24 protein-coding genes, 1 tRNA gene and 4 pseudogenes are annotated in these 25561 nt (G+C 72.8%); 20 read left to right on the top strand and 9 right to left on the bottom strand.

The features are described 5' to 3' along the window. The first annotated feature begins 7 nt into the window (after positions 1 to 7). The 7 genes and pseudogenes from ACWDGI_RS11185 (at position 8) to ACWDGI_RS11215 (ending at position 6797) form a co-directional block, all read left to right on the top strand. Positions 8 to 1168 carry a DUF4037 domain-containing protein gene (locus ACWDGI_RS11185; RefSeq protein ID WP_450758461.1) on the top strand — a complete coding sequence of 387 codons (1161 nt, stop codon included), beginning with the start codon at positions 8 to 10 and terminating at the stop codon, positions 1166 to 1168. 418 nt (positions 1169 to 1586) lie between these two features. Next, a pseudogene (locus ACWDGI_RS11190) lies at positions 1587 to 3419 on the top strand (ATP-binding protein); the annotation flags it as partial. 692 nt (positions 3420 to 4111) lie between these two features. Then, complete coding sequence (locus ACWDGI_RS11195; RefSeq protein ID WP_046728213.1) at positions 4112 to 4546, top strand: roadblock/LC7 domain-containing protein; 435 nt, start codon at positions 4112 to 4114, stop codon at positions 4544 to 4546. Between the two features lie 2 nt (positions 4547 to 4548). After that, a complete protein-coding gene (locus tag ACWDGI_RS11200; RefSeq protein WP_450757685.1) occupies positions 4549 to 4920 on the top strand; it encodes a DUF742 domain-containing protein in 372 nt (123 codons plus the stop codon). Further along, a complete protein-coding gene (locus ACWDGI_RS11205; protein WP_351705628.1) occupies positions 4898 to 5497 on the top strand; it encodes a GTP-binding protein in 600 nt (199 codons plus the stop codon). The genes ACWDGI_RS11200 and ACWDGI_RS11205 overlap by 23 nt, the downstream gene beginning before the upstream one ends. Before the next feature lie 61 nt (positions 5498 to 5558). Then, on the top strand, positions 5559 to 6140 hold the full coding sequence (locus tag ACWDGI_RS11210) for a GAF domain-containing protein (RefSeq protein WP_450757687.1): 582 nt from the start codon (positions 5559 to 5561) through the stop codon (positions 6138 to 6140). Between the two features lie 57 nt (positions 6141 to 6197). Next, complete coding sequence (locus ACWDGI_RS11215) at positions 6198 to 6797, top strand: TetR/AcrR family transcriptional regulator (protein WP_450757689.1); 600 nt, start codon at positions 6198 to 6200, stop codon at positions 6795 to 6797. A gap of 41 nt (positions 6798 to 6838) precedes the next feature. Here ACWDGI_RS11215 and ACWDGI_RS11220 read toward each other — a convergent pair whose 3' ends face one another. Both ACWDGI_RS11220 and ACWDGI_RS11225 read right to left on the bottom strand, forming a co-directional pair. Next, positions 6839 to 8035, bottom strand: coding sequence for a YbfB/YjiJ family MFS transporter (locus tag ACWDGI_RS11220; RefSeq protein WP_450757691.1), 1197 nt, complete (start codon positions 8033 to 8035; stop codon positions 6839 to 6841). Beyond that, positions 8032 to 8334: a muconolactone Delta-isomerase family protein gene (locus ACWDGI_RS11225; protein ID WP_450757693.1), complete on the bottom strand. Its 303-nt coding sequence runs from the start codon at positions 8332 to 8334 to the stop codon at positions 8032 to 8034. The genes ACWDGI_RS11220 and ACWDGI_RS11225 overlap by 4 nt, the downstream gene beginning before the upstream one ends. Positions 8335 to 8443: 109 nt before the next feature. Between ACWDGI_RS11225 and ACWDGI_RS11230 the strand changes: the two genes are divergently transcribed. The 10 genes and pseudogenes from ACWDGI_RS11230 to ACWDGI_RS11275 all read left to right on the top strand — a co-directional run bounded on the left by ACWDGI_RS11230 (position 8444) and on the right by ACWDGI_RS11275 (position 17199). After that, positions 8444 to 9373, top strand: coding sequence for a LysR family transcriptional regulator (locus tag ACWDGI_RS11230; protein WP_450757694.1), 930 nt, complete (start codon positions 8444 to 8446; stop codon positions 9371 to 9373). A 129-nt stretch (positions 9374 to 9502) separates the two neighbouring features. Further along, entirely contained in the window at positions 9503 to 10216 is a 714-nt protein-coding gene (locus ACWDGI_RS11235) for an SDR family NAD(P)-dependent oxidoreductase (protein WP_450757696.1), read from the top strand. 32 nt (positions 10217 to 10248) lie between these two features. Continuing rightward, positions 10249 to 10620: a YybH family protein gene (locus tag ACWDGI_RS11240; protein ID WP_450757698.1), complete on the top strand. Its 372-nt coding sequence runs from the start codon at positions 10249 to 10251 to the stop codon at positions 10618 to 10620. Between the two features lie 176 nt (positions 10621 to 10796). Further along, positions 10797 to 11825: an L-threonine 3-dehydrogenase gene (gene tdh / locus ACWDGI_RS11245; protein WP_450757700.1), complete on the top strand. Its 1029-nt coding sequence runs from the start codon at positions 10797 to 10799 to the stop codon at positions 11823 to 11825. Between the two features lie 19 nt (positions 11826 to 11844). Then, positions 11845 to 13038, top strand: coding sequence for a glycine C-acetyltransferase (locus ACWDGI_RS11250; RefSeq protein WP_450758462.1), 1194 nt, complete (start codon positions 11845 to 11847; stop codon positions 13036 to 13038). Positions 13039 to 13068: 30 nt separating this feature from the next. After that, positions 13069 to 13971, top strand: coding sequence for a LysR family transcriptional regulator (locus ACWDGI_RS11255; RefSeq protein WP_450757702.1), 903 nt, complete (start codon positions 13069 to 13071; stop codon positions 13969 to 13971). 30 nt (positions 13972 to 14001) lie between these two features. Beyond that, a pseudogene (locus ACWDGI_RS11260) lies at positions 14002 to 14268 on the top strand (transcriptional regulator); the annotation flags it as partial. Positions 14269 to 14352: 84 nt separating this feature from the next. Continuing rightward, positions 14353 to 14712, top strand: coding sequence for an MmcQ/YjbR family DNA-binding protein (locus tag ACWDGI_RS11265; RefSeq protein WP_450757704.1), 360 nt, complete (start codon positions 14353 to 14355; stop codon positions 14710 to 14712). Between the two features lie 144 nt (positions 14713 to 14856). Then, a tRNA-Pro gene (locus tag ACWDGI_RS11270) sits at positions 14857 to 14930 on the top strand. Between the two features lie 493 nt (positions 14931 to 15423). Continuing rightward, on the top strand, positions 15424 to 17199 hold the full coding sequence (locus ACWDGI_RS11275) for a tannase/feruloyl esterase family alpha/beta hydrolase (protein ID WP_450757706.1): 1776 nt from the start codon (positions 15424 to 15426) through the stop codon (positions 17197 to 17199). Positions 17200 to 17281: 82 nt separating this feature from the next. Here ACWDGI_RS11275 and ACWDGI_RS11280 read toward each other — a convergent pair whose 3' ends face one another. After that, positions 17282 to 17869, bottom strand: coding sequence for a muconolactone Delta-isomerase family protein (locus ACWDGI_RS11280; protein WP_450757708.1), 588 nt, complete (start codon positions 17867 to 17869; stop codon positions 17282 to 17284). 131 nt (positions 17870 to 18000) lie between these two features. On the opposite strand from ACWDGI_RS11280, the gene ACWDGI_RS11285 reads away from it, so the two are divergent. After that, positions 18001 to 18909, top strand: coding sequence for a TIGR01777 family oxidoreductase (locus ACWDGI_RS11285; protein ID WP_450757710.1), 909 nt, complete (start codon positions 18001 to 18003; stop codon positions 18907 to 18909). Between the two features lie 107 nt (positions 18910 to 19016). Here ACWDGI_RS11285 and ACWDGI_RS11290 read toward each other — a convergent pair whose 3' ends face one another. From ACWDGI_RS11290 to ACWDGI_RS11305, 4 genes and pseudogenes are all read right to left on the bottom strand, one after another. After that, the gene (locus ACWDGI_RS11290; RefSeq protein WP_450758464.1) at positions 19017 to 19544 is read right to left on the bottom strand and encodes an NUDIX hydrolase family protein; all 528 of its coding nucleotides are present in this window, start codon (positions 19542 to 19544) and stop codon (positions 19017 to 19019) included. A 42-nt stretch (positions 19545 to 19586) separates the two neighbouring features. Further along, positions 19587 to 20729: an amidohydrolase family protein gene (locus tag ACWDGI_RS11295; protein ID WP_450757712.1), complete on the bottom strand. Its 1143-nt coding sequence runs from the start codon at positions 20727 to 20729 to the stop codon at positions 19587 to 19589. Continuing rightward, positions 20729 to 22132 (bottom strand): glutamine synthetase, encoded by a 1404-nt coding sequence (locus ACWDGI_RS11300; protein WP_450757714.1) that lies wholly within the window; start codon positions 22130 to 22132, stop codon positions 20729 to 20731. The genes ACWDGI_RS11295 and ACWDGI_RS11300 overlap by 1 nt, the downstream gene beginning before the upstream one ends. Before the next feature lie 43 nt (positions 22133 to 22175). Continuing rightward, positions 22176 to 22265, bottom strand: a pseudogene (locus ACWDGI_RS11305) (SAM-dependent methyltransferase); the annotation flags it as partial. Positions 22266 to 22402: 137 nt separating this feature from the next. On the opposite strand from ACWDGI_RS11305, the gene ACWDGI_RS11310 reads away from it, so the two are divergent. Then, the gene (locus ACWDGI_RS11310; protein ID WP_450757716.1) at positions 22403 to 23257 is read left to right on the top strand and encodes a Cof-type HAD-IIB family hydrolase; all 855 of its coding nucleotides are present in this window, start codon (positions 22403 to 22405) and stop codon (positions 23255 to 23257) included. 59 nt (positions 23258 to 23316) lie between these two features. On the opposite strand, the pseudogene ACWDGI_RS11315 reads toward ACWDGI_RS11310, so the two are convergent. Together ACWDGI_RS11315 and ACWDGI_RS11320 are read right to left on the bottom strand one after the other, a co-directional pair. Then, positions 23317 to 23580, bottom strand: a pseudogene (locus tag ACWDGI_RS11315) (SDR family NAD(P)-dependent oxidoreductase); the annotation flags it as partial. 82 nt (positions 23581 to 23662) lie between these two features. Further along, complete coding sequence (locus ACWDGI_RS11320; protein ID WP_450757717.1) at positions 23663 to 24550, bottom strand: SDR family NAD(P)-dependent oxidoreductase; 888 nt, start codon at positions 24548 to 24550, stop codon at positions 23663 to 23665. Between the two features lie 71 nt (positions 24551 to 24621). Between ACWDGI_RS11320 and ACWDGI_RS11325 the strand changes: the two genes are divergently transcribed. Beyond that, entirely contained in the window at positions 24622 to 25557 is a 936-nt protein-coding gene (locus ACWDGI_RS11325) for a LysR family transcriptional regulator (protein WP_450757719.1), read from the top strand. Positions 25558 to 25561: the final 4 nt, after the last annotated feature.

Raw genomic sequence — 25561 nt, forward strand, 5'->3', positions numbered from 1 at the left:
TGCACATATGCCAACCCCCGCTTTTTTACCGGGACTTGAGCTGTCCCGGCGCTTTTACACGGAGGCCGTGCGCTCGCTGCTGGAAGAGGCCGCCCCCGGCGTTCCGCACTCGGCGGCCCGGGTCGGCCCGGGCTCCGAAGTGCTCGGCTACGACACCGAACGCTCCGCCGACCACGAGTGGGGCCCGCGCCTCCAGCTCTTCCTGCACCCCCACGATGTGTCCCGCCATGGCGGGCGGATCAGACATGTGCTCGCCGAACACCTTCCCAAGACCTTTCACGGCTGGCCCACCCACTTCGCCGCCACGGGGGACCGCGACATCCGGGTCATGCGGGTCACCGACGGCCGGGTGCACCACCGGGTCGAGGTGACCGGTGTCTCCTCCTGGTTCCGTGCCGTCCTCGGCTTCGACCCGGCCTCCGGTGTCACCCCGGCGGACTGGCTCGCCACCCCCACCCAACTCCTCGCCGAGGCCACCGCCGGCGCCGTGTTCCACGACGGCCTCCACACCCTCTCCCCGGCCCGGGCCGCCCTGGGCTGGTATCCCCATGACCTCTGGCTCCATGTCCTCGCCTCCCAGTGGCAGCGCATCGCCCAGGAGGAGGCCTTCGTCGGACGCTGCGGCGAGGTCGGCGACGAGCTCGGTTCCGCCGTCGAGGCCGCCCGTCTGGTCCGCGACCTCATGCGGCTCTGCCTGCTGATGGACCGGCGCTACCCGCCCTACGGCAAGTGGCTCGGCAGCGCCTTCGCCCGGACCCCCGCGGCCCCTCGGCTCACCCCCGTGCTGACCGCCGCCGTCGCCGCCACGGACTGGCACGCCCGGGAGCGGCACCTGGCGCACGCGTACGAGATCGTCGCCCATCTGCACAACGAGCTGGAGCTCACCGACCGGGTCGACCCGGCCACCCGCCCGTACCACTCCCGGCCCTTCCGGGTGCTGCGCGCCGACCGCTTCACCCGGGCCCTCGTCGCCCGTATCAAGTCCCCTGGCATACGGGAGCTGCCGAGGGTTGGCGCAGTGGACCAGTTCGTCGACAGCGCGGACGTCCTGAGCCGCCCGGACCGGACGCGGGCCGTGGCCGACGCGGTGACGGATGCCGACCGGCACGACGGCCCTCCGCAGGAGAGGGCGCACGGCGGGTGCGGGGGGAGAGGTCACCGTGGGTGATGTTCTGGGGGGTGGTGGCGAGGGTGCGGCGCCCTGCCCGGTCGCTCCACCGGGCCTGCCGAGGGGGTGCGGACCGACGGCCGGCGAGGGGCGCGGCGTGCCGGTCGCTCGGCCCCTCGCCTTCTGTGTCTGACCGTTTTTGAGCAGGTCGGATCGGTCGTTGGCGGTTCCATGGCGGGGTATCGAGAGGGGTTATCGGTCTTTCGTACGACGGCTCATACCAGAGCAGGACCATCCCCGGGGGACTTTGTCAACTGCCCGCCGCACATGATGCGTTGGCGACTACTGTGAGTGTCCGTCGGGCGACACGGGGCCGAATTCTTTTGCGGTCCCCTCGGCCGGCACCGCGATGGCGCATGCCCAACTCGCGCGGCCCGCGCGAGCAATCCAGGCCCGACGGACCAGTACGAGGACGCAGATGTCTCACCTCCGTGCACCGGCCGCCCGTGCCGACCGCCGTGAGGGCGGTCGGCACGGACGTCCGGTCGCCCGACCCGTTCCCGCGCTGCCCGAGACCCACATACGGCCTCAGCTGATGCGTCTTGCCGTGCTGCCGCCGATCGCGGTGGCGCTCAGCGGCTGCGCGGCCGTCCTGTTCACCATCCGCTCCACCGGGGCCCGGCCCAGCCTCACCCTGCTGGCCGTGCTGACCGGAGCGGTCTCGGTGACGGCCGCGGGCATCGTGATCGCCGCCGTGGCCGCGGGCCGCGCCGCCCGCTCGGTCAGCGACCGCGTCGGCATGCTGCGCCGCAACGCCGCCCGCGGCGAGGCCGACCTGCTGGCCCTCGTCGACGCGCTGCGCCGCGGCGAGACCCCGCCCGCGCGCAAGTCGCGCGGGGGACCGCCCGAGGACGCCGACGACTTCGAGCTGCTCGCCGCCGACCTGTCCCGCGCGCACGACGGCGCCGTCACCGCCGTCGTGCAGGCGGCCCAGCTCTCCAGCCAGGCCGGCAGCGAACAGAAACTGGAGGTCTTCGTCAACCTGGCGCGGCGGCTTCAGTCCCTCGTGCACCGGGAGATCTCGATCCTCGACGAACTCGAGAACGAGATCGAGGACCCGGATCTCCTCAAGGGCCTCTTCCACGTCGACCACCTGGCCACCCGGATCCGACGGCACGCCGAGAACCTCGCCGTGCTCGGCGGCGCCGTCTCCCGGCGGCAGTGGAGCAACCCCGTCTCCATGACCGAGGTGCTGCGCTCCGCCATCGCCGAGGTCGAGCAGTACTCCCGGGTCAAACTCGTCCCGCCGATCGACGGCGAACTGCGCGGGCACGCCGTCGCCGACGTCATCCACCTCCTCGCCGAACTCGTCGAGAACGCCACGGTGTTCTCCGCCCCGCACACCCAGGTGCTGCTCCGTGCCAACCTCGTCACCTCCGGCCTCGCGGTCGAGGTCGAGGACCGCGGACTCGGCATGCCGGTCGGCGAACAGTCCAAGATGAACGCCCTGCTCGCCGACCCCGACCAGGTCAACGTCGCCAGCCTGCTGGCCGACGGCCGCATCGGCCTCTTCGTCGTCTCCCAGCTGGCCCGCCGCCACGGCATCAACGTCCGCCTCCAGACCAACATCTACGGCGGTGTCCAGGCCGTCCTCGTCGTCCCGCAGGGTCTGCTGGGTACGGCACCGGGCGCCTCCGGGGCGGTACCGCAGCCGCGCGACGCGGGGGCCGGGGGAGGTGCGCCGGGAGCCGGGGGTACGCGGCCGTCCGACGTCACCGGGACACCGGAGGGCGTCCATGGCGGCACCGCCGGACCGAATGCCGGACCCGGGGGCCGGGCGGCCGCCCCGGGCGGCGCGCCGCCGGACCGACGGCCCGCGCCGCAGCACGGGGCGGCCACGGCCACGGCCGGCGGGCGGCGCCGGCACGCGCAGTCCGAGGGCGCACCCGCACCGCTGCCGGTACGCGGCACCCAGGAGACCCGGCCCAACCCGGCCGAGGCGCTGCCGGGTATCCGCCCCGAGGACCGGCCCGCGGTCGCGGAGCACGCCGGCGCCCCGCCCGTCCCGCGCGTCGGCGCCGTGCGCGGCACCATGGGCAAGCCCCAACTGCCGCGCCGCCGCGCCCAGGAGCACATCGTCCCCCAGCTCCGCGGCGGCCCCGCACCCCGCCAGGACAACGAGGTGCCGGCCGGACACGACCCCGGTCTGATGGCCGCCTTCCAACGAGGCATCGGCCTCGCGGAGGCCCAGCAGCATCTGGAGGCCACCCAGACGGAACCGCCGGCCCCCGCCGAGCCCCTGGGCGGGCCCCATGGAGAGACCTTCTATACGGGGCTGAACGGTATGGGCGTCACCGACATGGGCCTCACCGACATGGGCGTCGCCGACATGGGCGTCGACAACGGATCCGGTGTGACGACGTCCGGCGAGGGTGCCGGAGGCGTGGCGAGCAGCGCCTCCCACGCCACACATGCGGACGGCACGCATATGGATGTCACGGACATGGAGGCCACGCCCATGGGTGCCGCCCATACCGAGTCGGCACGCCGGGAGTCGGCAGACCGGGAGGCCGGGTACATGGCTCCCGACTACACAGCCCCGGACCGGTGGGCCGTGGACCGGTCGGCCGTGGACCGCAGGGCGTCGGATCCCGTGGCGTCGGACCACACGGGTCCGGTCCACATGGCCTCGAACCACATGGGCCCGGCGCATACGGCCTCGGACCACCCGGGCCCCGCCCACATGGCCCCAGACCACATGGCCCCAGACCACATGGCCCCGGACTACACGTCCCCGGCCCACACGAGTCGGGCGCAAGGGGCCCCCACCGACCCTCCGTCCGCGTCCCGAGCCCAGTCGCACTCCCCGGCCCTGCGCCCGGTGCGCACCTCCGAATTCCATGCCCGGCCCGACGGGAGCGCACCGGCCGGATGACCAGCACCGTCTCCACCCCTACCCCCACCGCTCCCGTAGACCTTCGTACCCCAAGGAGTCGATCCACCATGGCGAGCGATGCGCCGACCGCCCAGGTATCCGACCTCGACTGGCTGATGAGCGGCCTCGTCCAGCGCGTACCCCACACCACCAGCGCGGTGCTGCTGTCCTGCGACGGGCTGGTGAAGTCCGTCCACGGACTCGACCCCGACAGCGCCGACCACATGGCCGCGCTCGCCTCCGGCCTGTACTCGCTCGGCCGCAGCGCGGGCGTCCGCTTCGGCGACGGCGGGGACGTCCGCCAGGTCGTCGTCGAACTCGACTCGACGCTGCTGTTCGTCACCACCGCCGGCTCTGGCACCTGCCTCGCCGTGCTGGCCGGCCGCGAGGCCGATGCCGCCGTCCTCGGCTACGAGATGGCGATGCTGGTCAAGAGCGTCCGCCCGTACCTCGTCACCGCGCCCCGGCAGCACGCTGTCGAACCCACGGCGATGAGGCCTTGAGGGTGGCGGCAGCCGGCGACGGGCCCTGGCTGGACGACGCGGCCGGACGCTTGGTGCGCCCGTTCACGGTCAGCAACGGCCGCACCGAGCCCAGCATCGCCTTCGACCTGATGTCGCAGGTGATGGCCACCGGGGCCACCCCTCTCGGCTACCTCGGCCCCGAGCACGCACAGGCCCTCGACCTGTGCCGCGCACCCGTCTCGGTCGCCGAGATCGCCGCGCACCTCAAACTGCCCGCCGTGGTCACCAAGGTGCTGCTCTCCGATCTCGTCGACTGCGGGGTGCTGACCGCCAAGCCCCCCGTCTTCCACCACAACCCCACTGACCGGTCTCTTCTGGAGGCAGTGCTCGATGGACTACGACGACAGCTGTGACCCCTTCCCCACCGCGCTGAAGATCCTGGTGGCCGGTGGGTTCGGGGCCGGCAAGACCACCTTCGTGGGCGCGGTCAGCGAGATCGCGCCGCTGTCCACGGAGGAACTCCTCACCACGGTGAGTGCCGCGACCGACAATCTCGACGGCATCGAGAACAAGGTCGAGACGACCGTGGCCATGGACTTCGGCCGCATCACCCTGGACCCCGAACATGTGCTGTACCTGTTCGGCACGCCCGGGCAGGAGCGGTTCTGGTTCATGTGGGACGAGCTGTCCGAGGGCGCGCTCGGCGCGGTCATCCTCGCCGACACCCGCCGCCTCGAGGACTGCTTCGCGGCCGTCGACTTCTTCGAGGAGCGCGGTCTCGGCTTCATCGTCGCCATCAACGAGTTCGACGGCTCCTACCGTTACGACCCCGAGGAAGTGCGTGCCGCCATCGACCTCGACCCGGAGGTCCCGGTCGTCCGCTGCGACGCCCGTATCTCCAGCTCCGGCGTCCAGACCCTGCTCACCCTCGTCCGCCATCTCATCGCCCACGCTCCGGTCTCCGCGCCGAGCCATGGCGCCCACATGTGAATCCCCTACACCCCTCACGGAGCCCATATATGACCCTCGTCCACAGCGACGGAGCCCGTCCATGAGGTATGACCCGTCGCGCCCGGCCGGTCGGCTGCTGCTCACGCCGGAGGACAAGGAGGCGCCGGTACGTACCCTGCGTCTCGGCCAGCTGGGCCTCGGCGATCGCCCCGACCCGGAGCTGGACGCCTACGCGGACCGGCTCGCCGAGGTCACCGGGACGCCGTACGCCATGGTCAACTTCATCGGCGAGAACCGGCAGTTCTTCGCGGGTCTGCACCTGCCGGCCGTGCCACCGCCGGTGGTGAAGCCCGACGGCACGACGCCGGTGCTGGGCCGTGAACTGGCCCGCGACCACGGGTTCTGCCCGCACGTGGTGGTCCGGCGCAAGGCGCTGGTCCTTGAGGACGTCTGCGACTACCCGCGGTTCGCGGGCAACCCGGTCGTGGACGAGTTCGGCATCCGCTCCTATCTGGGCGCCCCGCTCATCGACAGCACGGGGACGGTGCTCGGCACGGTGTGCGTGGTCGACGTGGAGCCGCGGCCCTGGGGCCGGCCCGGTCTGGAGACCATCAAGTCGTCGGCGGCGGAGCTGGTGGCCCGTATCGAGCGACGCGAGGCGGACGGGCTCCCGCTGCTGTGACGACGGGAACGGTCCCCGCACTAGCCGACCGGTCTAGTATTTTCGTACGCTGGTGGTATGGGACGCACGAGTGACGCCAAGCGAAAGATCCTCGACGCCGCCCGCTCGCTGATCGAGGGGCGCGGCTACTCGGCGCTCGGGGTGGCCGAGATCTGCAAGGCGGCCGAGGTGCCGAAGGGCAGTTTCTACTACTTCTTCGAGTCCAAGGAGGCCCTCGCGCTCGCGGTCGTCGACGAGCACTGGGCGGCCCAGAAACGCGAGTGGACGCGTGCCCTGACCGGTGAGGCGGAGCCGCTCCGGCGGTTGCGGCGGCTCTTCGAGGAGACGGAGGCCGGTCAGCGCGCCGTCCAGCAGGGCTGCGGCACGGTGGCGGGCTGCCTGTTCGGGAACCTCACCCTGGAGCTGAGCAACCAGACCGAGGTGGTCCGCGGGCGGCTCCAGGAGATCTTCGACGCTCAGGTCGGCATGGTGGAGTCCGTCATCACCGAGGCCCGCGAGCGCGGCGAGGTCGGAGTGACCGACACCCGGGAGGCGGCGCGGGCGGTGGTGGCCCAGCTGGAGGGCCAGGTGATGTTCGCCAAGCTGTACAACAACACCCACCGGCTGAGCCCGCTGTGGCAGAACTGCCGGGCCCTGCTCGGCGTGACAGAGGCCTGACGGAGTTCTGGCAGCGGCACGGCAGGGGGCATGGCGGCGGCTCAGGTGTGTGTGGCCTCGGCCGGCCGTCGCCGGCGTACCGGCGCTGTGTGGTCCGCGCCCATGTGGTGCGGGAAGCCGATCCGCAGCACGGCGGCGGCCGCCGCCGCGGTGAGGACCACCAGGGCGGCCAGCAGCAGAGCCTGGTGGTAGCCGTGGCGCAGCAGCGGGGCGACGACCAGGGGGCCCAGGATCTGGCCGACGGAGTATCCGGCGGTCAGCAGCGCGACGGAGCGCGGGAAACGCAGATGTGCCCCGGTGGCCAGCGCCAGGGTGCTGACGCCCAGGAACGTGGCGCCGAACAGCACCGCCGATCCGAGGGCGGCGGCCGTGCTCCCGGTGACGGCGGGCAGGGCGATGCCGACCGCCTGGACGGTGAGCGCGGTGAGCAGCAGACCGGGTCGGGACCACCGGCGTCCCAGCCGGGCCCAGAGCGCCGAGGACGGTACGGCGGCCAGCCCCACCAGCACCCACGCACCGCTGCCGACCCAGCCGGGGGAGCCCTGGCCGATCGCCGCGACCAGGAAGGTACCGGCGACGATGTAGCCGACTCCCTCCAGGAAGTAGCTGACGAACAGGGCGCCGAACCAGCGGTGGGTCCGGGCCGTCGTCCGGCTCCCGGACACCGGGACGGGCGGCGCGTCCTCGGGCCGCAGATTCCACGAGGCCGCGGCCAGCACCCCGGCGAGCGCGGCGGCGGCCCACCAGGCGGCCCGCCAGTCGGCGACCGACCGCAGGACCAGCACCAGCAGGCCGGAGAGCGCGATGCCGGCCCCCACGCCGCCGAAGGCCCAGCCGGGCAGGTGCGCCGGGTGGCCCCGCAGATGGTGCAGCAGGGAAGCGGCGGCGATGACGAAGACCAGGGCGCTCGCCGCCCCGGCCAGCAGCCGCAGCACCTCCCACACCGCCGTGCTGCGGGTGAGGGGCATCGCGGCGAGCGTGGCGGTCAGCAGGAGGAGGGAGCCGCGCAGCACGGCGCGCGACCGGACCAGCGCGGGTACCAGGGTGCCGGCGAGCGCGCCCACGAGATAGCCGGCGTAGTTGGCGGTGGCCAGGTTCGCCCCGGCACCGGCGGACAGACCCGCCTGTGCGTGCATCAGGGGCAGGACCGGGGTGTAGACGAAGCGGCCGACGCCCATGCCCGCGGCGAGCGCGGCGCCGGCCCTGGCGACGTGGGTCCAGGCGGACGTGGTGGTCATCGGGAGCCGTCGACCCGGCCCGGATCACTGGGGTGGGACTCCAGCGGGGTGACGGTGACCGTCATCCACGGGCGCAGCGGCAGCGTGCCGAGCACCTTCTCGTGGAGTTCCTCCTCGTCGCCGGCGCGCCAGACGCCGATGCTGCGCAACTCGCCCACGGGGCGCCACAGTCGGGCCAGACGGCCGGTCGCGGCCAGTTCCGCCGCCCGGAGGGCCTCCGCGGCCCGTCGCCGGTCGACCTCCTCCTGGCCCGTGCCCTCGGGGACGGTGGTGGTGATCTCGACCAGGAACTCTCGCACGACGTGCTCCTTCGGCTCTCGGTGAGGTTCATCGTGCTCCCGTCATCGGCGCCGGTGCCACGACCGGCTGCCTCGCTGCTGGAAGGCGGGGCCTACCACCGCGCGTAGCATGGCGCGCGTGGAACTGCGTCAGCTGCGGTACTTCGTCGCGGTCGCCGAGGAACTGAACTTCGGCCGGGCCGCCGAGCGACTGCTCATCGCGGGCCCCTCGCTCTCGCAGCAGATCAAGGCGCTCGAACGGGACCTGGGCGTCCGGCTGTTCGACCGGGACCGCCGTTCGGTCTCGCTCACCGCGGCCGGCGCCGACCTGCTGCCGCACACCCGGGCCCTGCTGGAGCGGGCCGACGACCTCCAGCGCCGGGCTGGCCGCCATTCGGGTTCGCAGTCGGTACGGCTCGGTTACGTCAACTGGCTTCCCCCGGACCTGATGTCACGGACGGCCTCGGTGGCCCGGGTCCATGTGGACGCCTGGGTCGCCCCCTCGCACACGCAGGCCGCCCGGGTCGCCGACGGCAGTCTCGACCTCGCTGTGTGCTGGGTGCGCACCGAGGACGTCGAACGGCTCGGGCTGCGGGCCCGGCTGCTCGGCGCCGACCGGCTGTACGCCGTCGCGAAGGGTACCGACACGGGCGATCTGCCGGCCCGGGACACCGACGTCCTCATCGACGACGACGTCACCTCCTGGGCCTCCTGGAACGTGTACGCCGAGGAGCTGACCCAGGCCGTCGGTGCCCGTGCCGTGCGCATCTCGGACGGCGCCGTCACCGGCCCCGCCTTCTTCGACCACGTCCGCCGCTGCACCCGCCCGGTCCTCAACTCGCCCAAGGGCCAGACCGTCCCGCTCCCGCCCGACCTGGTCCGCCGGGAGATCGTCGCGCCGAAGGTGTACTGGACCTGGTCGCTGGTCTGGCGGGAGAGCGAGGACCGTGCCGGGGTGCTGGCCGCCGTCGACGCCCTGTGCGACGGCGTCGGTGACCTCGGTGTCCACGCCGCGGATGCCTGGCTGCCCGCCGACGATCCGTACGCGCTCCCCGGCTGAGCCGCGTTGGGAGGCCGCGCCTCCCACTCAGGAGGAAACCGATCCTGGCGCCCCCGGCGGCCCCGAACTACCTTCCAAATAGTCGACCGGTCGGCTAGTAACCGGTCAGCCATTACGAAGAAGGTCACCATGAGCAAGCAGAACCAGAAGGTCGCGATCGTCACCGGCGCCTCGCAGGGCATCGGCGCCGCCCTCGTCGACGGCTACCGCAAGCTCGGCCACGCCGTCGTCGCCACCTCGCGCACCATCGCCCCCGCCGACGACGCCGACGTACTGACCGTGCGGGGCGACATCGCCGACCCGGCGACCGCCGAGCGGGTCGTCGCCGCCGCCGTCGAGCGGTTCGGCCGTATCGACACCGTGGTCAACAACGCCGGCATCTTCGTCGCGAAGCCCTTCACCGACTACACGGCCGCCGACTACGCCGCCGTGACCGGCATCAACATGGACGGCTTCTTCCACCTCACCCAGCGGGCCCTGCCGCACCTGCTCGCCCAGGGCGGCGGACACATCGTCAGCGTCACCACCAGCCTGGTCGACAGCGCGGACGCCCGGGTCCCCTCCGTCCTGGCCTCCCTCACCAAGGGCGGTCTGCAGTCCGCGACCAAGTCCCTGGCGGTCGAGTACGCCACCCGCGGCATCCGCGTCAACGCGGTGTCGCCCGGCACCATCAAGACGCCCATGCACCCGGCGGAGACCCACGACTACCTCGCCGCCCTGCACCCGGTCGGCCGGATGGGTGAAGTGAGCGACATCGTCGACGCGGTGCTCTTCCTGGAGAACGCGCCGTTCGTCACCGGCGAGATCCTGCACGTCGACGGCGGTATGAGCGCCGGACACTGACAGCTCGTCACATCAGCGGCCAAGGAGTAAACATGACCACGAACACGGGCGACTCGGCGATCCTGAGCGGGGTGCTCGACCGGTGGCAGGCGGCCGTCGACGCACACCAACCCGAGCGCGTCGCCGCCCAGTTCACCGAGGACGCCGTCTTCCAGGGACTGCACCCCTACAGCGTCGGACGGCAGGGCGTCGCCGACTACTACGACTCCCAGCCCCTCGGCATGAAGGCCGCGTACCGCGTCCTGGAGACCCGGCGGCCCGCGGACGGCGTCGTCCTCGGCTACCTGGCCGTCGAGTTCTCCTTCACGGACCGGCCCCCGCTGGACGTGAAGCTCTCGGTCCTCGTGACCCGCGCGGGGGACGACTGGTACATCGGCCACTACCAGGTCTCCCGCCTCGACTAGGCCCGGCGCGCGGCGTCCCGCGGGCGTGAAGTGGAGCTGTGGCGGCGGTTAAGAAATCCTCGATGGACCCGAGGCGCCCGGATACGGCAGATTGCTGTGCGATTCCACCCCCCTCCACGACCGCGGAACGCTTCGGCGTGCCCGCGGCCGGGACCTCACGCACAGGAGCCGTAGCGTTGAAGGCACTGGTCAAGCAGAAGGCGGAGCCCGGCCTGTGGCTCGCGGACGTGCCGGAACCCGCGGTCGGACCGGGTGACGTACTGATCAAGGTGCTGCGGACCGGTATCTGCGGAACCGACCTGCACATCCGGGCCTGGGACGGCTGGGCCCAGCAGGCGATCACCACACCGCTGGTCGTCGGGCACGAGTTCGTCGGCGAGGTCGTCGGGACCGGCCGCGACGTCGTGGACATCAAGGCCGGTGACCGGGTCAGCGGCGAGGGCCATCTCGTCTGCGGCAAGTGCCGCAACTGCCTGGCCGGACGGCGCCACCTGTGCCGGGCCACGGTCGGTCTGGGCGTCGGCCGCGACGGCGCGTTCGCCGAGTACGTCGCGCTGCCCGCCGGCAACGTCTGGGTGCACCGCGTCCCCGTCGACCTCGACGTGGCCGCGATCTTCGACCCGTTCGGCAACGCCGTGCACACCGCGCTCTCCTTCCCGCTCGTCGGCGAGGACGTCCTGATCACCGGCGCAGGGCCGATCGGTCTCATGGCCGCCGCCGTGGCCCGGCACGCCGGCGCCCGCAACGTCGTGATCACCGACGTCAGCGAGGAGCGCCTCGACCTCGCCCGCAAGATCGGCGTGAGTCTCGCCCTGAACGTGTCGCAGGCCCGGATCGCCGACGGACAGCGGGAGCTGGGGCTGCGCGAGGGGTTCGACATCGGCCTGGAGATGTCCGGCCGCGCCGAGGCGCTCCAGGACATGATCGCCAACATGACGCACGGCGGCCGCATCGCCATGCTCGGCCTGCCCGCCCAGGACTTCCCCGTCGACTGGGCCCGGATCGTCACCTCGATGATCACCATCAAGGGCATCTACGGCCGCGAGATGTTCGAGACCTGGTACGCGATGTCCGTGCTCCTGGAGGGTGGACTCGACCTCGCCCCCGTGATCACCGGCCGCTACGGGTACCGCGACTTCGAGGCGGCCTTCGCCGACGCCGCCAGCGGGCGTGGCGGCAAGGTCATCCTCGACTGGACCCTCTGACGACAACCAAGGACTGATGATGTTCGACTCCGTGCGCGACGACCTGCGCGCCACCCTCGACGAGATCCGCGCCGCCGGCCTGCACAAGCCCGAGCGGGTCATCGGCAGCCCGCAGTCCGCGACCGTCAACGTGACCGCGGGCGGCCGCCCCGGCGAGGTCCTCAACTTCTGCGCCAACAACTACCTCGGTCTCGCCGACCATCCCGAGGTGATCGCCGCCGCCCACGAGGCCCTGGACCGCTGGGGCTACGGCATGGCCTCCGTCCGCTTCATCTGCGGCACCCAGGAGGTCCACAAGGAGCTGGAGGCACGCCTCGCCGGCTTCCTCGGCCAGGAGGACACGATCCTCTACTCCTCCTGCTTCGACGCCAACGGCGGTGTCTTCGAGACCCTCCTCGGCGAGGAGGACGCGGTGATCTCCGACGCCCTCAACCACGCCTCGATCATCGACGGCATCCGCCTCTCCAAGGCCCGCCGCCTCCGCTACGCCAACCGCGATCTGGCCGACCTGGAACGCCAGCTGAAGGAGGCGCAGGGCGCCCGGCGCCGACTGGTCGTCACCGACGGCGTCTTCTCCATGGACGGCTATGTGGCGCCGCTGCGCGAGATCTGCGACCTCGCCGACCGCTACGACGCGATGGTCATGGTCGACGACTCGCACGCGGTCGGCTTCGTCGGCCCGTCCGGCCGCGGCACCCCCGAGCTGCACGGTGTGATGGACCGCGTCGACATCATCACCGGCACCCTCGGCAAGGCCCTCGGCGGCGCCTCCGGCGGCTACGTCGCGGCCCGCGCCGAGATCGTCGCCCTGCTCCGCCAGCGCTCGCGTCCCTACCTGTTCTCCAACACCCTCGCCCCGGTGATCGCGGCGGCCTCGCTGAAGGTCCTCGACCTGCTGGAGTCCGCGGACGACCTGCGGGTCCGGCTCGCCGAGAACACCGCGCTGTTCCGCCGCCGGATGACCGAGGAGGGCTTCGACATCCTCCCCGGCGACCACGCCATCGCCCCGGTGATGATCGGCGACGCGGCGCGCGCCGCCCGGATGGCCGAGCTGCTCCTGGAGCGGGGCGTGTACGTGATCGGCTTCTCGTACCCGGTGGTGCCGCAGGGGCAGGCCCGGATCCGGGTGCAGCTGTCCGCGGCCCACTCGACGGAGGACGTCAACCGCGCGGTGGACGCCTTCGTCGCGGCCCGGGCGGAACTGGCGGCCTGAGCACCCCGGACATATTGCAATAATCGAGCCATGATCGAGGCGCGGCGGCTCCACATCCTCCGTGCGGTGGCCGACCACCGCACCGTGACGGCGGCTGCCGCCGCGCTGTATCTGACCCCGTCGGCCGTCTCGCAGCAGCTGGCGGCGCTCGAGCAGGAGACCGGTCACCGCCTGGTCGAGCGCAGCGCCAAGGGCGTACGGCTCACCCCGGCCGGTGAGATCCTGCTCGGCCACACCAACGCGGTCCTCGCCCAGCTGGAGCGGGCCGAGGCCGAACTGGCCGCCTACGGCTCGGGCGAGGCCGGCACGGTCACCGTCGCGGCCTTCGCCACCGGCATCGCCCAGGTGGTCGCCCCGGCCGTGGCCCGCCTCGCCCGCACCGCCCCCGGCATACGCATCCGCGTCCAGGACGCCGAGGGCGACGCCAGCCTGCCGATGGTCCTGGACCGGCAGGTCGACGTCGCCGTCGCCGTCGAGTACCGAGGGGCGCCGTCCGCCGACGACCCCCGGCTCACCCATGTCTCGCTGTACGCCGAGCCCTTCGACGCGGTCGTCCCGCTCCACCACCGCCTGGCCGGGGCCGACGAGGTCCCCCTCGCCGAGCTGGCCAAGGACGCCTGGATCGGCCCCTACCCCGGCAACCCCTGCCATGACGTGGTCGTCCTGGCCTGCGAGAGCGCCGGCTTCCAGCCCCGTCTCGAACACTCCTCCGACGACTTCCGGGCGGTGGTGGCCCTGGCCTCGGCCGACGCGGGTGTGGCCCTGGTGCCCCGCTCGGCGCTGCGCGGCATGGACCTGACCGGCGTGGTCGTACGTCCCGTCGACGGCATCGCCCCGACCCGCCGCGTCTTCGCCGCCGTACGACGCGGAGCGGAGGGCCATCCGCTGATCCGCCCGGTGCTGGAGGCACTGGGCGAGGCGGCCCGGCTGTGAGCCTTCCGAACTGCGGGCCGAACACGGCCACCGGCGCCGGCGCTGCGCGCCGCCGCACAGCAGGTCTGGGAGGATCGCGCCGCCGCTTTTCGTCCGGCGGTCCGTGTCGCCGCCGCACGGCGGGCTGCGTGGTGAACTCGTGAGGGCCGGCTCGCGGCGGGCGCGGACATCGCCTACGACCGCCCGCCGGTACTCGGCCTCGAGCAGCATCTCGGGGTGCTCGACGGGAGCCTCGCGGTGACCGCGCAGGAGGTCGAGCACCTCCTGGACACCGGCGACTGGCTGCGGCTGCGGCTGCGGCTGCGGGTGTGGGACCTCTACTACAAGCACGTCGGAGCTCTGACCAGCTGACTGTCAGTGGCAGGGGCTACGGTGCTGGGCATGCCGGAAGCCGAAGACGTACGCCGTGTCGCGCTGTCCCTGCCGGACACCAGCGAGAAGACCGCCTGGAACATGCCCACGTTCCGGGTCGCCGGGAAGATGTTCGCCACGCTGCCCGAGGACGAGACCTCCATCGCCGTGCGCTGCCCCAAGGAGGAGCGCGACGAACTGGTGCTCGCCGAGCCGGACAAGTTCTGGATCGCCGGTCACGAGGCCCAGTTCGCCTGGGTCCGGGTGCGGCTCGCCGCCCTGGAGGGTGAGGCCGAGCTGCACGACATCCTCGCCGACTCCTGGAGACAGGCGGCCCCGCCCCGACTCCTGGACGCCTACCCGGAGGTGGGGTTGCCGGACCCGGACTGAGACCCACCAGCCCGGCGTGTACGGCTGTGGTCTCCAGGTCGGGTCGTCACCCGGCCCGGACAAAAGCCGTGCGCGACCACCTGCCCGAGTGCGGTATTGTTTCCTTGCGCGTTTCGACCGGGGAAATCCCAGGTCAGACGGCACCGGGACGTGGCGCAGCTTGGTAGCGCACTTGACTGGGGGTCAAGGGGTCGCAGGTTCAAATCCTGTCGTCCCGACGGTGCGAAGGGTCGTCGCAGGCGGAAGCCTGTGAGGGCCCTTTTTCGCGTGGACCGCACCCGGCGTGCAAACGCCAGGGTGCGACCGGCTCCTGCCGCGGCTCCCCTTCATCGACGCCACGAATCTTCATCGGCGCCACGAAACCAGCCGGGGTCATCTCGGCGTCGCCCTCCCACGCCACGGCCCGGATCTTCTGCCCGGCCGGCGACCCGGCCGGCCCCTGGACGGCACTCGGACCCCTGGCGTTGCCGTCGCCGCGTCTCACCGGCGAGATCCGCGAGGCGCCCCGCGTTCGCGGGCGACCGCATATCCACGAAAAAGTCTGAACGAAATCGTCAACAATCTGGTCGACAGGTATTGCGCCGAGTTTGCCGGAAGGCTACGTTCCTGCGCCGTACGGCCATTGCCGAGGTGGAGCGGGGCCCCGGTCCCTCGCCGGTGCCGTGGTGTCCCGCACGCTTCCCGATCCGGCGACCGAACGGAGATTCGAGCATGCCCCAGCTGTCGAGATGGTGCAGGGCGAAGTCGGCGGCCTTCCTGGCCACCCTCGCCGCCACCGTGGCGCTCGTGACCGGCGCGAGCCTCGCGCTCGCCTACGGTGCGACCGGCAACGCGCACGCCGCCGACTCGACGTCGGCGAACGCCACGACGACCAGCGGCACCTCCTCCGGTATCGCGCCGGCCATGTCCTGCTCCGGGACAGCCCGGCTGGACCTGGCGAGCGCCGTCCCCGGCGTCCCCTTCGAGATCACGTCGGCCACCGAACTGGCCGCGAGCGGCAACACGCTCGGCAACTGGGCCGCCTGTGACGTGAAGGGCGTGATCGCCCCGCAGATCCACTTCGAGATCAAGCTGCCCGAGACCGGCTGGCAGGGCGACTACCTCCAGGTCGGCTGCGGTGGCCTGTGCGGCAACACCAACGTGACCAACGCGCCCGCCTCGGCCGGCTGCGTCCCCCTGACCACCGGCGCCTTCGCCGTCGCCTCCAGCGACGAGGGCCACTACCAGGGCGGCGGCCTCTTCTCCAGCGACCCGACGCTGCGCGCCGACTTCGGCTACAAGTCCGACCACGAGCTGGTCCAGGCGTCCAAGGCCGTCATCGAGAAGTACTACGGGCAGGCGGCCACCCACTCCTACTTCGACGGCTGCTCCCAGGGCGGCCACCAGGCCCTCACCGAGGCCCAGCGCTACCCGACCGACTTCGACGGCATCATCGCCGGCGCCCCGGCCAACAACTTCACCGCGCTGAACACCTTCTCGCACGCCTGGACCGCCCAGTCCGTCTACCTCGACGGCGGCCCGGCGACCATCACCAACGCCGACCTCGCCGACCTGCACAAGGCCGTGCTGAAGGGGTGCGGCGCCCCCGCCGACGGGATCATCGCGGACCCGCTGAGCTGCACCTGGGACCCGGGCACCATCCAGTGCGAGGCCGGCCGGACCTCGACGTCCGACGCCTACTGCCTGACCGCCGACCAGGTGACCACCCTGCGCCGGATCTACGCCGGACCGACCGACGAGCACGGCAAGCTGCTCTACCCGGGCTACCAACTGCGCGGCTCCGAACTGAACTGGGCCGGGATCATCACCCCGGCCACCGCCACCGGCGCCTCCGGTGACATCGGTTTCGTCCGCGAGACCCTGCGCTACCAGGTCTTCGACAGCCCGCAGCCGGCCCTGACGTACAAGGACATCAAGTTCACGGCCGCCTACTACAAGAAGGTCATGCGACCCAACGAGGGCATGTACGACGCCACCGACCCCGACCTCAGGGCGTTCAAGAAGGCCGGCGGCAAGCTGATCCTCTGGCACGGACTGGGCGACCAGCACATCCCCTCGGTCGGAACCATGGCCTACTACCAGGCGGTCGAGAAGGTCATGGGCGGCGAAGCGGCCACCAAGAGCTTCGCGCGGCTGTTCCTGCTCCCCGGTGTCGCGCACTGCGGCGGCGGCCAGGGCCCGGACACCTTCGACGCACTGACCGCGATCACCGACTGGGTCACCCGGGGCGACGCCCCGGACAGCCTGACGACCCGGTCGGTCGACAGCGGCGGCAACACCACCGCGTCCCGTCCGGTCTACCCCTTCCCGTACTACGCCAAGAACACCACGGGCGGCTCGGCCGCCGACGCGAGCAGCTACACCCCCGTCAGATCCACCGCCGAGGCAGGCCTGAAGCTCGACTGGCTCGGTTCCTTCCGCTCCGGCTACGAGACGGTCGGCAACTGGGTCGGCGGCAAGTGGCTCGTCACCAGGGGCAGGTCCTGACACCGGTCCGCCCCGAGCGCTGAGACCGTCGCGGCCCCCGTTTCGGACGGGGGCCGCGACCTGCGTCGGAGGCGGGAGCCGCTCACGTCACCTGCGCCGGGTCGCTCGGGTGGCGGGTCAGCGGCACCGTGTCGACGACGCGCCAGCCGGCCACCGGGAGGGAGTGCGGGATCTCCCGCGGCCGGTCGGCCCCGGGCGCCTGCCACAGACCGATGGCGCGGCCCCGTCCCGGCAGCGTCCACAGGCGGATCAGCCGGCCCTCGGCGGCCACGTCACCTGCCTGCTTCGACCCCGCCGGGCTGTCGGAGCCCGTTCCGGACGGTCCCTCCGCGGCGAACGTGACCAGGTACTCCTCGCCGTCCGCCGCGACCGGGACCGCGTCACGGCCCGGATCGGCGGGGTGCGGGCCGAGCTCGGTGGGCTCGTCGGTCCGCCAGACGCGCAACGGCATCGCGGCGAGCGTACGCTCCAGCGCGTCCGGGTCCTCGTCGTCGAACAGACCGATCGAGCGCCATTCACCCGGTCCCAGCGGCGGCCGCCACAGGCGCAGCAGCCGCCCCTGCGCGGCGAGTTCGCGGCTGTGCGCGGCCTCCCGCGTCCGGACCTCGGCCACCTCCCGCTCCGTCGTACCGTCCGGCACCCGGGTGGTCATCGTGACCAGGTACTCCATCTCGGCCCTCCTCGCTGGTCGGCCCTTCCAGGATCGGCCCGGCCGGTATCCCGCGCTCTTCCGGCGTCCGGCCGGAGTACTCTGGCGAGCGAGAGTTTGAAGTCTCAAACATTCGCTCATCGGAGAACGTCATGCGCGTCGCGATCACCGGGTCCACCGGACTCATCGGTTCCGCCCTCACCCGTTCCCTCCTCGCCGACGGCCACCGCGTGCTGCGTCTGACCCGCGGCCGGAGCGCGCCACGGCCCGCCGACGGCAGCGAATCAACGTCCTGGGAGCCCGGAACCCGGCTGGACCCGGCCGTGCTGGACGGCGTCGACGCCGTGGTGCACCTGGCCGGAGCCGGGATCGGCGACCGGCGCTGGACCGAGACGTACAAGCAGCAGATCCGGCTCAGCCGCCTCCAGGGGACGCGCACCGTCGCCGAGGCCTGCGCCGAGGCCGCCGAGCCGCCCCGGGTCCTGGTCTCGGCCTCGGCCACCGGCTACTACGGCGACACCGGCGACCGCGTCGTCACTGAGGCCGACCCGGCCGGGAGCGACTTCCTGGCCTCCGTCTGCGTGGGCTGGGAGGCAGCCGCCGCGCCGGCCGAGCGGGCCGGCGTCCGGGTCGTCCACCCGCGTACCGGTCTCGTGGTCTCCGCCGACGGCGGTGCCTGGGGCAAGCTGTTCCCGCTCTTCCGGCTCGGCCTCGGCGGCCGGCTCGGCTCCGGCGACCAGTTCTGGCCCTTCATCTCCCTGCCCGACCACATCGCCGCGCTGCGTCACGTGATCGACCACGAGGACATCGCCGGACCGCTCAACTTCACGGCCCCCGAACCACTGACGAACCGAGAGATCACCCGTGCGACGGGCCGGATCCTGCACCGGCCCACCCTCGCCGCCGTCCCCTCCTTCGCGCTGAAGGCCGTTCTCGGAGAGTTCTCCGTGGGGGTCACCGGCAGCTGCCGCGCGGTGCCCGCGGGTCTGCTGAAGGCGGGCTTCACCTTCCGGCAGCCCGCCATCGACGACGCCCTTCGCGCGGCCCTGCGGAAGAGCTAGCCGACCGGCCCGGCTCCCCGGCGGCCGCCGCACCGCACCGGCGCCGGGGCGCCCGCCGCCTCGGCGAAACAGCTCGGCCGGGCGGCGTCGGCGGCACCCCGGCCGACTCAGGCCACGCACCCCACGTGCGCCAGGGCCTGCTTCAGCAGTACGCCGTGACCGCCGGGCATCTCGCTCTGCACGGCCTCGGAGACCGCCTCCCGCGGGCTGAACCACACCAGGTCCAGGGCGTCCTGACGGGGCCGGCAGTCCCCGGTCACCGGCACGATGTAGGCCAGCGACACCGCGTGCTGACGCGGGTCGTGGTACGGCGTGACGCCCAGCGTCGGGAAGTACTCGGCCACCGTGAACGGCTGCAGGGAGGCCGGCACCCGGGGCAGCGCGACCGGGCCGAGATCCTTCTCCAGGTGGCGCAACAGGGCGTCGCGGACCCGCTCGTGGTGCAGGACACGGCCGGAGACGAGGGTCCGGCTGACCGTTCCGTCCGGGCCGATGCGGAGCAGCAGCCCGATGCTGGTGACTTCGCCGCTGTCGTCCACGCGTACGGGCACGGCCTCCACGTACAGGATCGGCATGCGGGCGCGAGCCATCTCCAGCTCGTCGGAGGACAGCCAACCAGGCGTGGTTTCGGTCATGTCAGACATTGCTTGATCATACTTTCCGGGTGGGGCACGCGCTCAGTCGCGGCCGGGGTCCGATACGGGAAGTCCGTAGAGGCGACGGGCGTTGTCGCGTCCTGTCCAGGCGGCGATCCTCACTGCGTCGGCGGTGCTCAGTTCGTCGGCGTCCACCCGCTCCTGGAGCACTCCGGCCAGTCCCTGCCGGAAGGACAGCGCACCGAGATGGTGGAACTCAGCCACACCATAAGCGTCCGAGCTGTACAGCAGTTTGCGGAACGGAGTGATCTCCATCGCCTCCGCCAGCACCGCGCCCGCCCGGGCCGGCCCCACATAGTGCAGCGCGAGCCCGACGTCGAGGTGCACATGCTCGAACACGGTCGCCAGATAGGCGGCTTGGCGCTGGAACGGCCAGCAGTGCAGCAGCAGCACCGGAACGGTCCCGGCGGTCAGCCGCAGCCAGTCGGTGAGCAAAGCCGGGTCCGCGAGGTGCAGCCGCAGGTCCGAGTCCCCGAAACCGGCGTGGAGTTGGAGCGGCAGCCCGAGGGCGACGGCGGTCCACAGCAGATGCCGCATCAGCACCGGGTCCGTGAGCCTGCCGCCGCGCGCGAACCACAGCGCGGCCGCCCGGGTCACCTCGGCGTACGTCGGCCGCGCCGGATCCAGGTCGAAGCCGGTGCGGTAGGCGGCGACCGACTTGACCGCGACCACCCCCGGCCGCCGTACCGCCTCCTCGGCCGCCGCGCGGAACGCGGCCGCGTACTCGCCGGCGTCGATGCCCCGCCCGGCCACCGCCTCGGCGATGCTCTCCAGCCGGACCACCTCGTAGGCGGCGGCGCCGGACGCCTCCGCCAGATCGGCCGGCGAGGTGACCGGGTGCGGGGCGTAGCCGGTGTCCACGCAGAACGTGTCCGCGTGCGCGGCCCTGAGGAACCGGCGGTTGACCTCCCGCCAGCCCAGTTCCGCCCGGCGCGCCAGGTAGTCGGCGGCGGGCGCGTGCCGCTCCAGGCCGAGCAGGGGCGCGCAGTGCCGTCGTACGGCCACCCCGACCGGACTGTCGAACGGTGACACGCCCGGCCGGACCGTGCCCTCGGTGAGCAGCGACTCGAACTCCGCCGGGCCGAGGTCGGCGATGACCGCGCCGTGGCAGTGGTGGTCGACGAGGGGGAGCGCGTCGAGAGCCTCCCGGACCGCTCCCGCCATCAGTACTTCCAGCGGTAGGCCGCCGCCACCCCGGCGTCGTCGAGCCCGGCGACGGCCGCCGTCTCGCCTTCGCGTACGGCGACCACCGCGTCCGCGAGGACCGGGCCGAGGGCCATGCGCACCACCTTGTCCTCGCGGAACGCGTCCACGGCCTGCGTCAGCGAGGCCGGCAGCCGTCGTACGCCCCGGGCCACCGCCTCGTCCGGGATCAGCCGGGCCGGGTCGTCGACGACCTCCTCGGGGAGGGCCGCGCCCGAGACGAACCCGTCGAGTCCCGCGGCGATGACGCAGCCGAGGGCGAGATACGGGTTGGCGGCCAGGTCCGCCGGCTTGACCTCCAGGTTGGCGTCCTGGCTCTGGCGGCCGGTGGTGCCGGTGATGACCCGGACGCCGGTCTCCCGGGTCTCCCGGCCCCAGGCCGTGAACGCCCCCGCCCACTGGGAGGGCTTGAGCCGCAGATAGCTGGCCGGGCTCGGCGCGATCACCGCCGTCAGCGCGGGCAGATGGGCCAGCAGCCCGGCCACGAAGGACTCGGCCTCGCCCGTCATGCCGTACCGGCCCGCGCCCCCGGCGTGCAGATTGACCCCGTGGCGCCAGACGGAGAGGTGGAGGTGGCCGCCGTTGCCGACGCCGCGCTCGGTGACGGCCGGGGAGAAGGAGGCCCGCAGGCCGTGCCGCTGCGAGACCGCGCGGATGGTCTGCCGTACCAGCACGCTCTGGTCGGCCGCGGCCACCGGATCCAGCGCCTCGGTGGAGAGCTCGAACTGGCCGGGGGCGTACTCGGGGTGGAACTGGGCGACCGGCACCTGCTGCGCGTCCAGAGCCGCGAGCAGGTCGGACGCGTAGTCGCTCAGCTCGATCTGCCGGGCGGCGCCGTACGCCGGGCCCTGGGCCGCCGGGGCGAACTCGTCGGCCGGGGCGGCGGCCCGGCCGAGCGCCCACTCGATCTCGACGCCCGCCTTGAAGGTGAGGCCGAGCCGGTCCTCGGCGTCCGCGACGGTCCGGCGCAGGAACGTGCGGCTGCACCCCGGGTGCCGGTGCCCCTCCTGGGTGATCCGGTCGACGGGGGCCCAGGCCCAGCCGGACTGTGCGGCCAGCACCACCAGACGGTCCAGGTCCGGGTAGAGGCGCAGATCGCCGTCGGGCGAGCCGAGGACGTCGGTGCGCACGATCGCGTCGTTCGCCAGGAAGGTGTCGAACACCGGGGACATGCCGACGCCCCACGCCACCGCCTGCTGGAGCCGCTGCCAGGGGACCGTCTTCACCCGGCAGATCCCGGCGGTGTCCACATAGGACAGCACGATCGCCCGCACCCCCTGCGCGGACAGCTCATGGGCGAGGGCATGCGCCCGGGCGAGATCACCGGGGCGCCCGCCGGGCACGGGGTCGACAAGGGGTGGCATACGACGTCCTCCTCCTCGACGGGCTCGGATGCACACGTCCCGGTCAGGGTTTCACGGCGACCGCGCCGAACTGCGGCACCGGCGCCGGGGAGTCGGCCCCGGCGCGCCACCGCGAGCAGGGCACCGGACCCGGCGCCGGCACCTCGAGCCCGCCGGTGATGTGCCGTTCGGTGACCGCGCTGTCCCGGGGATCCCCACGGCCGTTTCCGGTCCCGTCGGCCGCGTGAGGGACACTGGAGTGCGAATGCCGTCTCCCACCGGAAGCAGGACATGCCCGTCACGCCCGCGTCCCTCCTCACCACGCCCGGCCTCCCGGCCGGCCCCGCCGACATCCGCCTCGTCGTCACCGACATGGACGGCACCCTCCTCGACGACGAGAAGCGCATCCCCGGGGGACTCTGGCCGATGCTGGCCGAACTGCGCCGCCGCGGCGTGCTGTTCAGCCCGGCGAGCGGCCGCCAGTACGCCACCCTGGCCCGCCAGTTCGCCGACGTCGCCGACGGCATGGTCTTCATCGCGGAGAACGGCACCTACGTGGTGCGCGACGGCGTCGAGCTCAGCTCGGACGTCCTGGACCCGGCCGTCGCCGCCGGCCTCGCCCGGACCGTACGGCGCCTGGTCGCGGACGGCGTCGACGTGGGCGCCGTGGTCTGCGGCAAGCGGTCCGCGTACGTGGAGCGCACGGACGAGGCGTTTCTCGCCGAGGTCCGCCGCTACTACGTCGAGCACCGGGTCGTCGACGACCTCACGGCCGTCGACGACGACGTGATCAAGGTCGCGCTCTTCGACTTCGGGCCGGCCGAGCGCACCACCGCCCCGGCGCTGGCCGGCTTCGCCGGCACCCACCAGGTCGTGGTCTCCGGAGAGCACTGGGTCGATGTGATGAACCGCACCGCCAACAAGGGCACCGCCCTGCGCGGCCTCCAGCGCGAGCTGGGCATCACCCCGGCCCAGACCATGGTCTTCGGCGACTACCTCAACGACCTGGAGATGCTCGACGCCGCCGAGTGGTCCTTCGCCATGGCCAACGCCCACCCGGACGTCATCGGCCGGGCCCGCCACCTCGCCCCGTCCAACAACGACAACGGCGTGCTGCGCACCGTCGCCCGGGTCCTGGGCCTCTGAGCAGGCCGAGGCGCGGCCGTCGCGCCGGACCCGGACGGTGATCTCGCCCCGGGCCGGGGTCAGCCGGCGAGGAGTTCCTCCGACAGGTCCCACAGCCGGCGGCCGTTGTCCGGGGCGACGGCGTAGCGGGCGACGCCGTGGAGCCTGCCGGCACGGCGGTCGACGACCTCACTCTCGTTGCAGTCGTCGAAGTACCGGCCGCCGACGCCTTCGAGCAGGGGCGAAGTGGCCAGCAGGACCGAGGTCGTGGCGCCCTGTTCGGCGGTCTTGATCAGTTCCGCCGGGACCCGCCCGCTCCCGCGGCCGCCCGTGTGGCGGTCGAAGGGGGTGCTGACGGCGGTCATGGCGGAACTCCTTGCCGTGTGCTGCCGGACGGCGCTGTGCTCGATGTGCACGGCTCGACACTCACGGCTTGACCAGGCGGTCCTGCTCCACCGGGGGTGTGCCGTCGTGCCAGGGCAGGGGCTTGCCGAAGCGGACCAGCTCGCCGTACAGGGCGGGGTCGACGCGGTCGGCGAAGACCAGGTCGAGGACGGCGCGGGCGGCGTCGGCGGGGGACTGGGCCTGGCTGTAGTCGCTGAACCAGGGGCGGGAGGTGGCGGTGTCGACCATGCCGGGGCAGACCGAGGCGATCAGCGTGCCGGAGGCCAGGTCCTGCTCCCGGCGTTCGGCGGCGAGGGCGCGGACGGCGGCGACCTGGGCGACCTTCGAGGGCACGTTCAGCCACACGGGCCAGCCCGCCTCGGCGGCGGTGTGCTGGTGGACGGCGCTGCGCCAGGACTCCACGGCGTACTCGACCTGGTCGAGGCTCGCGCCGTCGAAGAGGTGGTGCAGCCGGGGGTCGAGATGACCGAGCGTGCCGAGCGAACTGGCGACGACCAGCAGCCGGCCGCCCGGGCGCAGGACGGGACCGAAGGAGCGCAGGAGGGCGTGGGTGGCGGTGTTGGAGACGTCGATGAACTCGTCGGCCCGCTCCGACTGCGACTCGTCGGGCAGCACGCGGGCGACCGCGTTGGAGACGACGATGTCCACGCCGCCGTGGCGGGCGCGGAGTTCGCCGGCGAGGCGGGCGATGGCGTCGGTGTCGGTGACGTCCAGGACGCGGCCCTCGACCCGGGCGCGGGTACCGGGCAGCCGGGCGACCTCGACGGCCGCCTCCGTCACGCGCCGCCGGTCGCGGCCGGTGAGCAGGACCAGGTCGTCCGGGGCCAGCCCGGCGGCGAGGCCTTCGACGAGGGCGCGGCCGAGGCCTTGGTTGGCGCCGGTCACCAGGGCGATACGGGAAGTCTTCATGCCCATCACGCTAGGAACGCCGGCTCCATGAGTCCAACGAAAGTTCGGCACGGCTGGTATGCGTAAACGTCATGGACTTCAACGATGTGTCACTCACCGCGCTGCGGGTCTTCCGTGCCGTCGCCGAACAGGGCACCTTCACCGCGGCCGCCGCCGCGCTCGGCTACACCCAGTCCGCGGTCTCCCGGCAGATCGCCGCGATCGAGCGGGCGGCGGGCGCGGAGCTGCTGGAGCGACGGCGCGACGGAGTGCGGCTCACCCCGGCCGGACGGGTCGTCATGCGGCGCGCGACCGTCGTCCTCGACGAGATCGAGGCGACCGCGCGGGAGCTCTCCGGCCTGCCCGAAGGGGCCGGGACGGTGGTCCGGCTGGGCTGGTACCCCACCGCGGGTGCCGTCCTGGTGCCCCGGGCCCTGACCACGCTCCGCCGGACCGACCCCGGACTGCTGGTCACCGGCCGCGAGGGCACCACCCCGTCGCTCGTCCGGGCCCTGCGCGCCGGGAGCCTGGACCTCGCGCTGATCGCGTCGGCGCCGCCGTTCCGGGCGCCGGACGCGGAGTCACCGCCGCTGGCGCTCCAGACCCTCACCGAACGCGCCCTGTGCCTCGCGCTGCCGTCCGCCCACCCGCTGGCCCGCGGCGACTTCGTCGATGTGGCCGACCTGCGCGGACAGCGCTGGATCGCCGGCCCCGCGGCCGGCGAGGACCGGCTGATGGGGGTGTGGCCCGGGCTTGACGAGCGGCCCGAGATCGTCCACACCGCCCGTGACTGGCTCGCCAAACTCCATCTCGTCGCGGCCGGCTGCGGGTTGACCACCGTACCGGCCGCCCTCGCCGCCGCCGCGCCGCCGGGCGTACGGATCCTGCCGGTGCGCGGCGGACCTCAGGAACAGCGGCGCCAGCTGCTGGCCCGGCTGCCCCACCCGCCGACGGAGGCGGTCACCCGCGTGGCGGCGGCCCTGCGGGCGGCGGCGCTCGAAACGGACGTGCCGGAAGGGCCCAGGTGAGCCC

The sequence above is a fragment of the Streptomyces sp. NPDC001220 genome, from assembly GCF_053597895.1.

What these genes read in the sequence shown, in the direction of transcription:
- ACWDGI_RS11185 (WP_450758461.1), top strand. Translation starts at nt 8, where the DNA reads ATGCCAACCCCCGCTTTTTTACCGGGACTTGAGCTGTCCCGGCGCTTT.
- ACWDGI_RS11195 (WP_046728213.1), top strand. Translation starts at nt 4,112, where the DNA reads ATGGCGAGCGATGCGCCGACCGCCCAGGTATCCGACCTCGACTGGCTG.
- ACWDGI_RS11205 (WP_351705628.1), top strand. Translation starts at nt 4,898, where the DNA reads ATGGACTACGACGACAGCTGTGACCCCTTCCCCACCGCGCTGAAGATC.
- ACWDGI_RS11210 (WP_450757687.1), top strand. Translation starts at nt 5,559, where the DNA reads ATGAGGTATGACCCGTCGCGCCCGGCCGGTCGGCTGCTGCTCACGCCG.
- ACWDGI_RS11215 (WP_450757689.1), top strand. Translation starts at nt 6,198, where the DNA reads ATGGGACGCACGAGTGACGCCAAGCGAAAGATCCTCGACGCCGCCCGC.
- ACWDGI_RS11220 (WP_450757691.1), bottom strand. Translation starts at nt 8,035, where the DNA reads ATGACCACCACGTCCGCCTGGACCCACGTCGCCAGGGCCGGCGCCGCG.
- ACWDGI_RS11230 (WP_450757694.1), top strand. Translation starts at nt 8,444, where the DNA reads ATGGCGCGCGTGGAACTGCGTCAGCTGCGGTACTTCGTCGCGGTCGCC.
- ACWDGI_RS11235 (WP_450757696.1), top strand. Translation starts at nt 9,503, where the DNA reads ATGAGCAAGCAGAACCAGAAGGTCGCGATCGTCACCGGCGCCTCGCAG.
- ACWDGI_RS11240 (WP_450757698.1), top strand. Translation starts at nt 10,249, where the DNA reads ATGACCACGAACACGGGCGACTCGGCGATCCTGAGCGGGGTGCTCGAC.
- ACWDGI_RS11250 (WP_450758462.1), top strand. Translation starts at nt 11,845, where the DNA reads ATGTTCGACTCCGTGCGCGACGACCTGCGCGCCACCCTCGACGAGATC.
- ACWDGI_RS11255 (WP_450757702.1), top strand. Translation starts at nt 13,069, where the DNA reads ATGATCGAGGCGCGGCGGCTCCACATCCTCCGTGCGGTGGCCGACCAC.
- ACWDGI_RS11265 (WP_450757704.1), top strand. Translation starts at nt 14,353, where the DNA reads ATGCCGGAAGCCGAAGACGTACGCCGTGTCGCGCTGTCCCTGCCGGAC.
- ACWDGI_RS11275 (WP_450757706.1), top strand. Translation starts at nt 15,424, where the DNA reads ATGCCCCAGCTGTCGAGATGGTGCAGGGCGAAGTCGGCGGCCTTCCTG.
- ACWDGI_RS11280 (WP_450757708.1), bottom strand. Translation starts at nt 17,869, where the DNA reads ATGGAGTACCTGGTCACGATGACCACCCGGGTGCCGGACGGTACGACG.
- ACWDGI_RS11285 (WP_450757710.1), top strand. Translation starts at nt 18,001, where the DNA reads ATGCGCGTCGCGATCACCGGGTCCACCGGACTCATCGGTTCCGCCCTC.
- ACWDGI_RS11290 (WP_450758464.1), bottom strand. Translation starts at nt 19,544, where the DNA reads ATGACCGAAACCACGCCTGGTTGGCTGTCCTCCGACGAGCTGGAGATG.
- ACWDGI_RS11295 (WP_450757712.1), bottom strand. Translation starts at nt 20,729, where the DNA reads ATGGCGGGAGCGGTCCGGGAGGCTCTCGACGCGCTCCCCCTCGTCGAC.
- ACWDGI_RS11300 (WP_450757714.1), bottom strand. Translation starts at nt 22,132, where the DNA reads ATGCCACCCCTTGTCGACCCCGTGCCCGGCGGGCGCCCCGGTGATCTC.
- ACWDGI_RS11310 (WP_450757716.1), top strand. Translation starts at nt 22,403, where the DNA reads ATGCCCGTCACGCCCGCGTCCCTCCTCACCACGCCCGGCCTCCCGGCC.
- ACWDGI_RS11320 (WP_450757717.1), bottom strand. Translation starts at nt 24,550, where the DNA reads ATGAAGACTTCCCGTATCGCCCTGGTGACCGGCGCCAACCAAGGCCTC.
- ACWDGI_RS11325 (WP_450757719.1), top strand. Translation starts at nt 24,622, where the DNA reads ATGGACTTCAACGATGTGTCACTCACCGCGCTGCGGGTCTTCCGTGCC.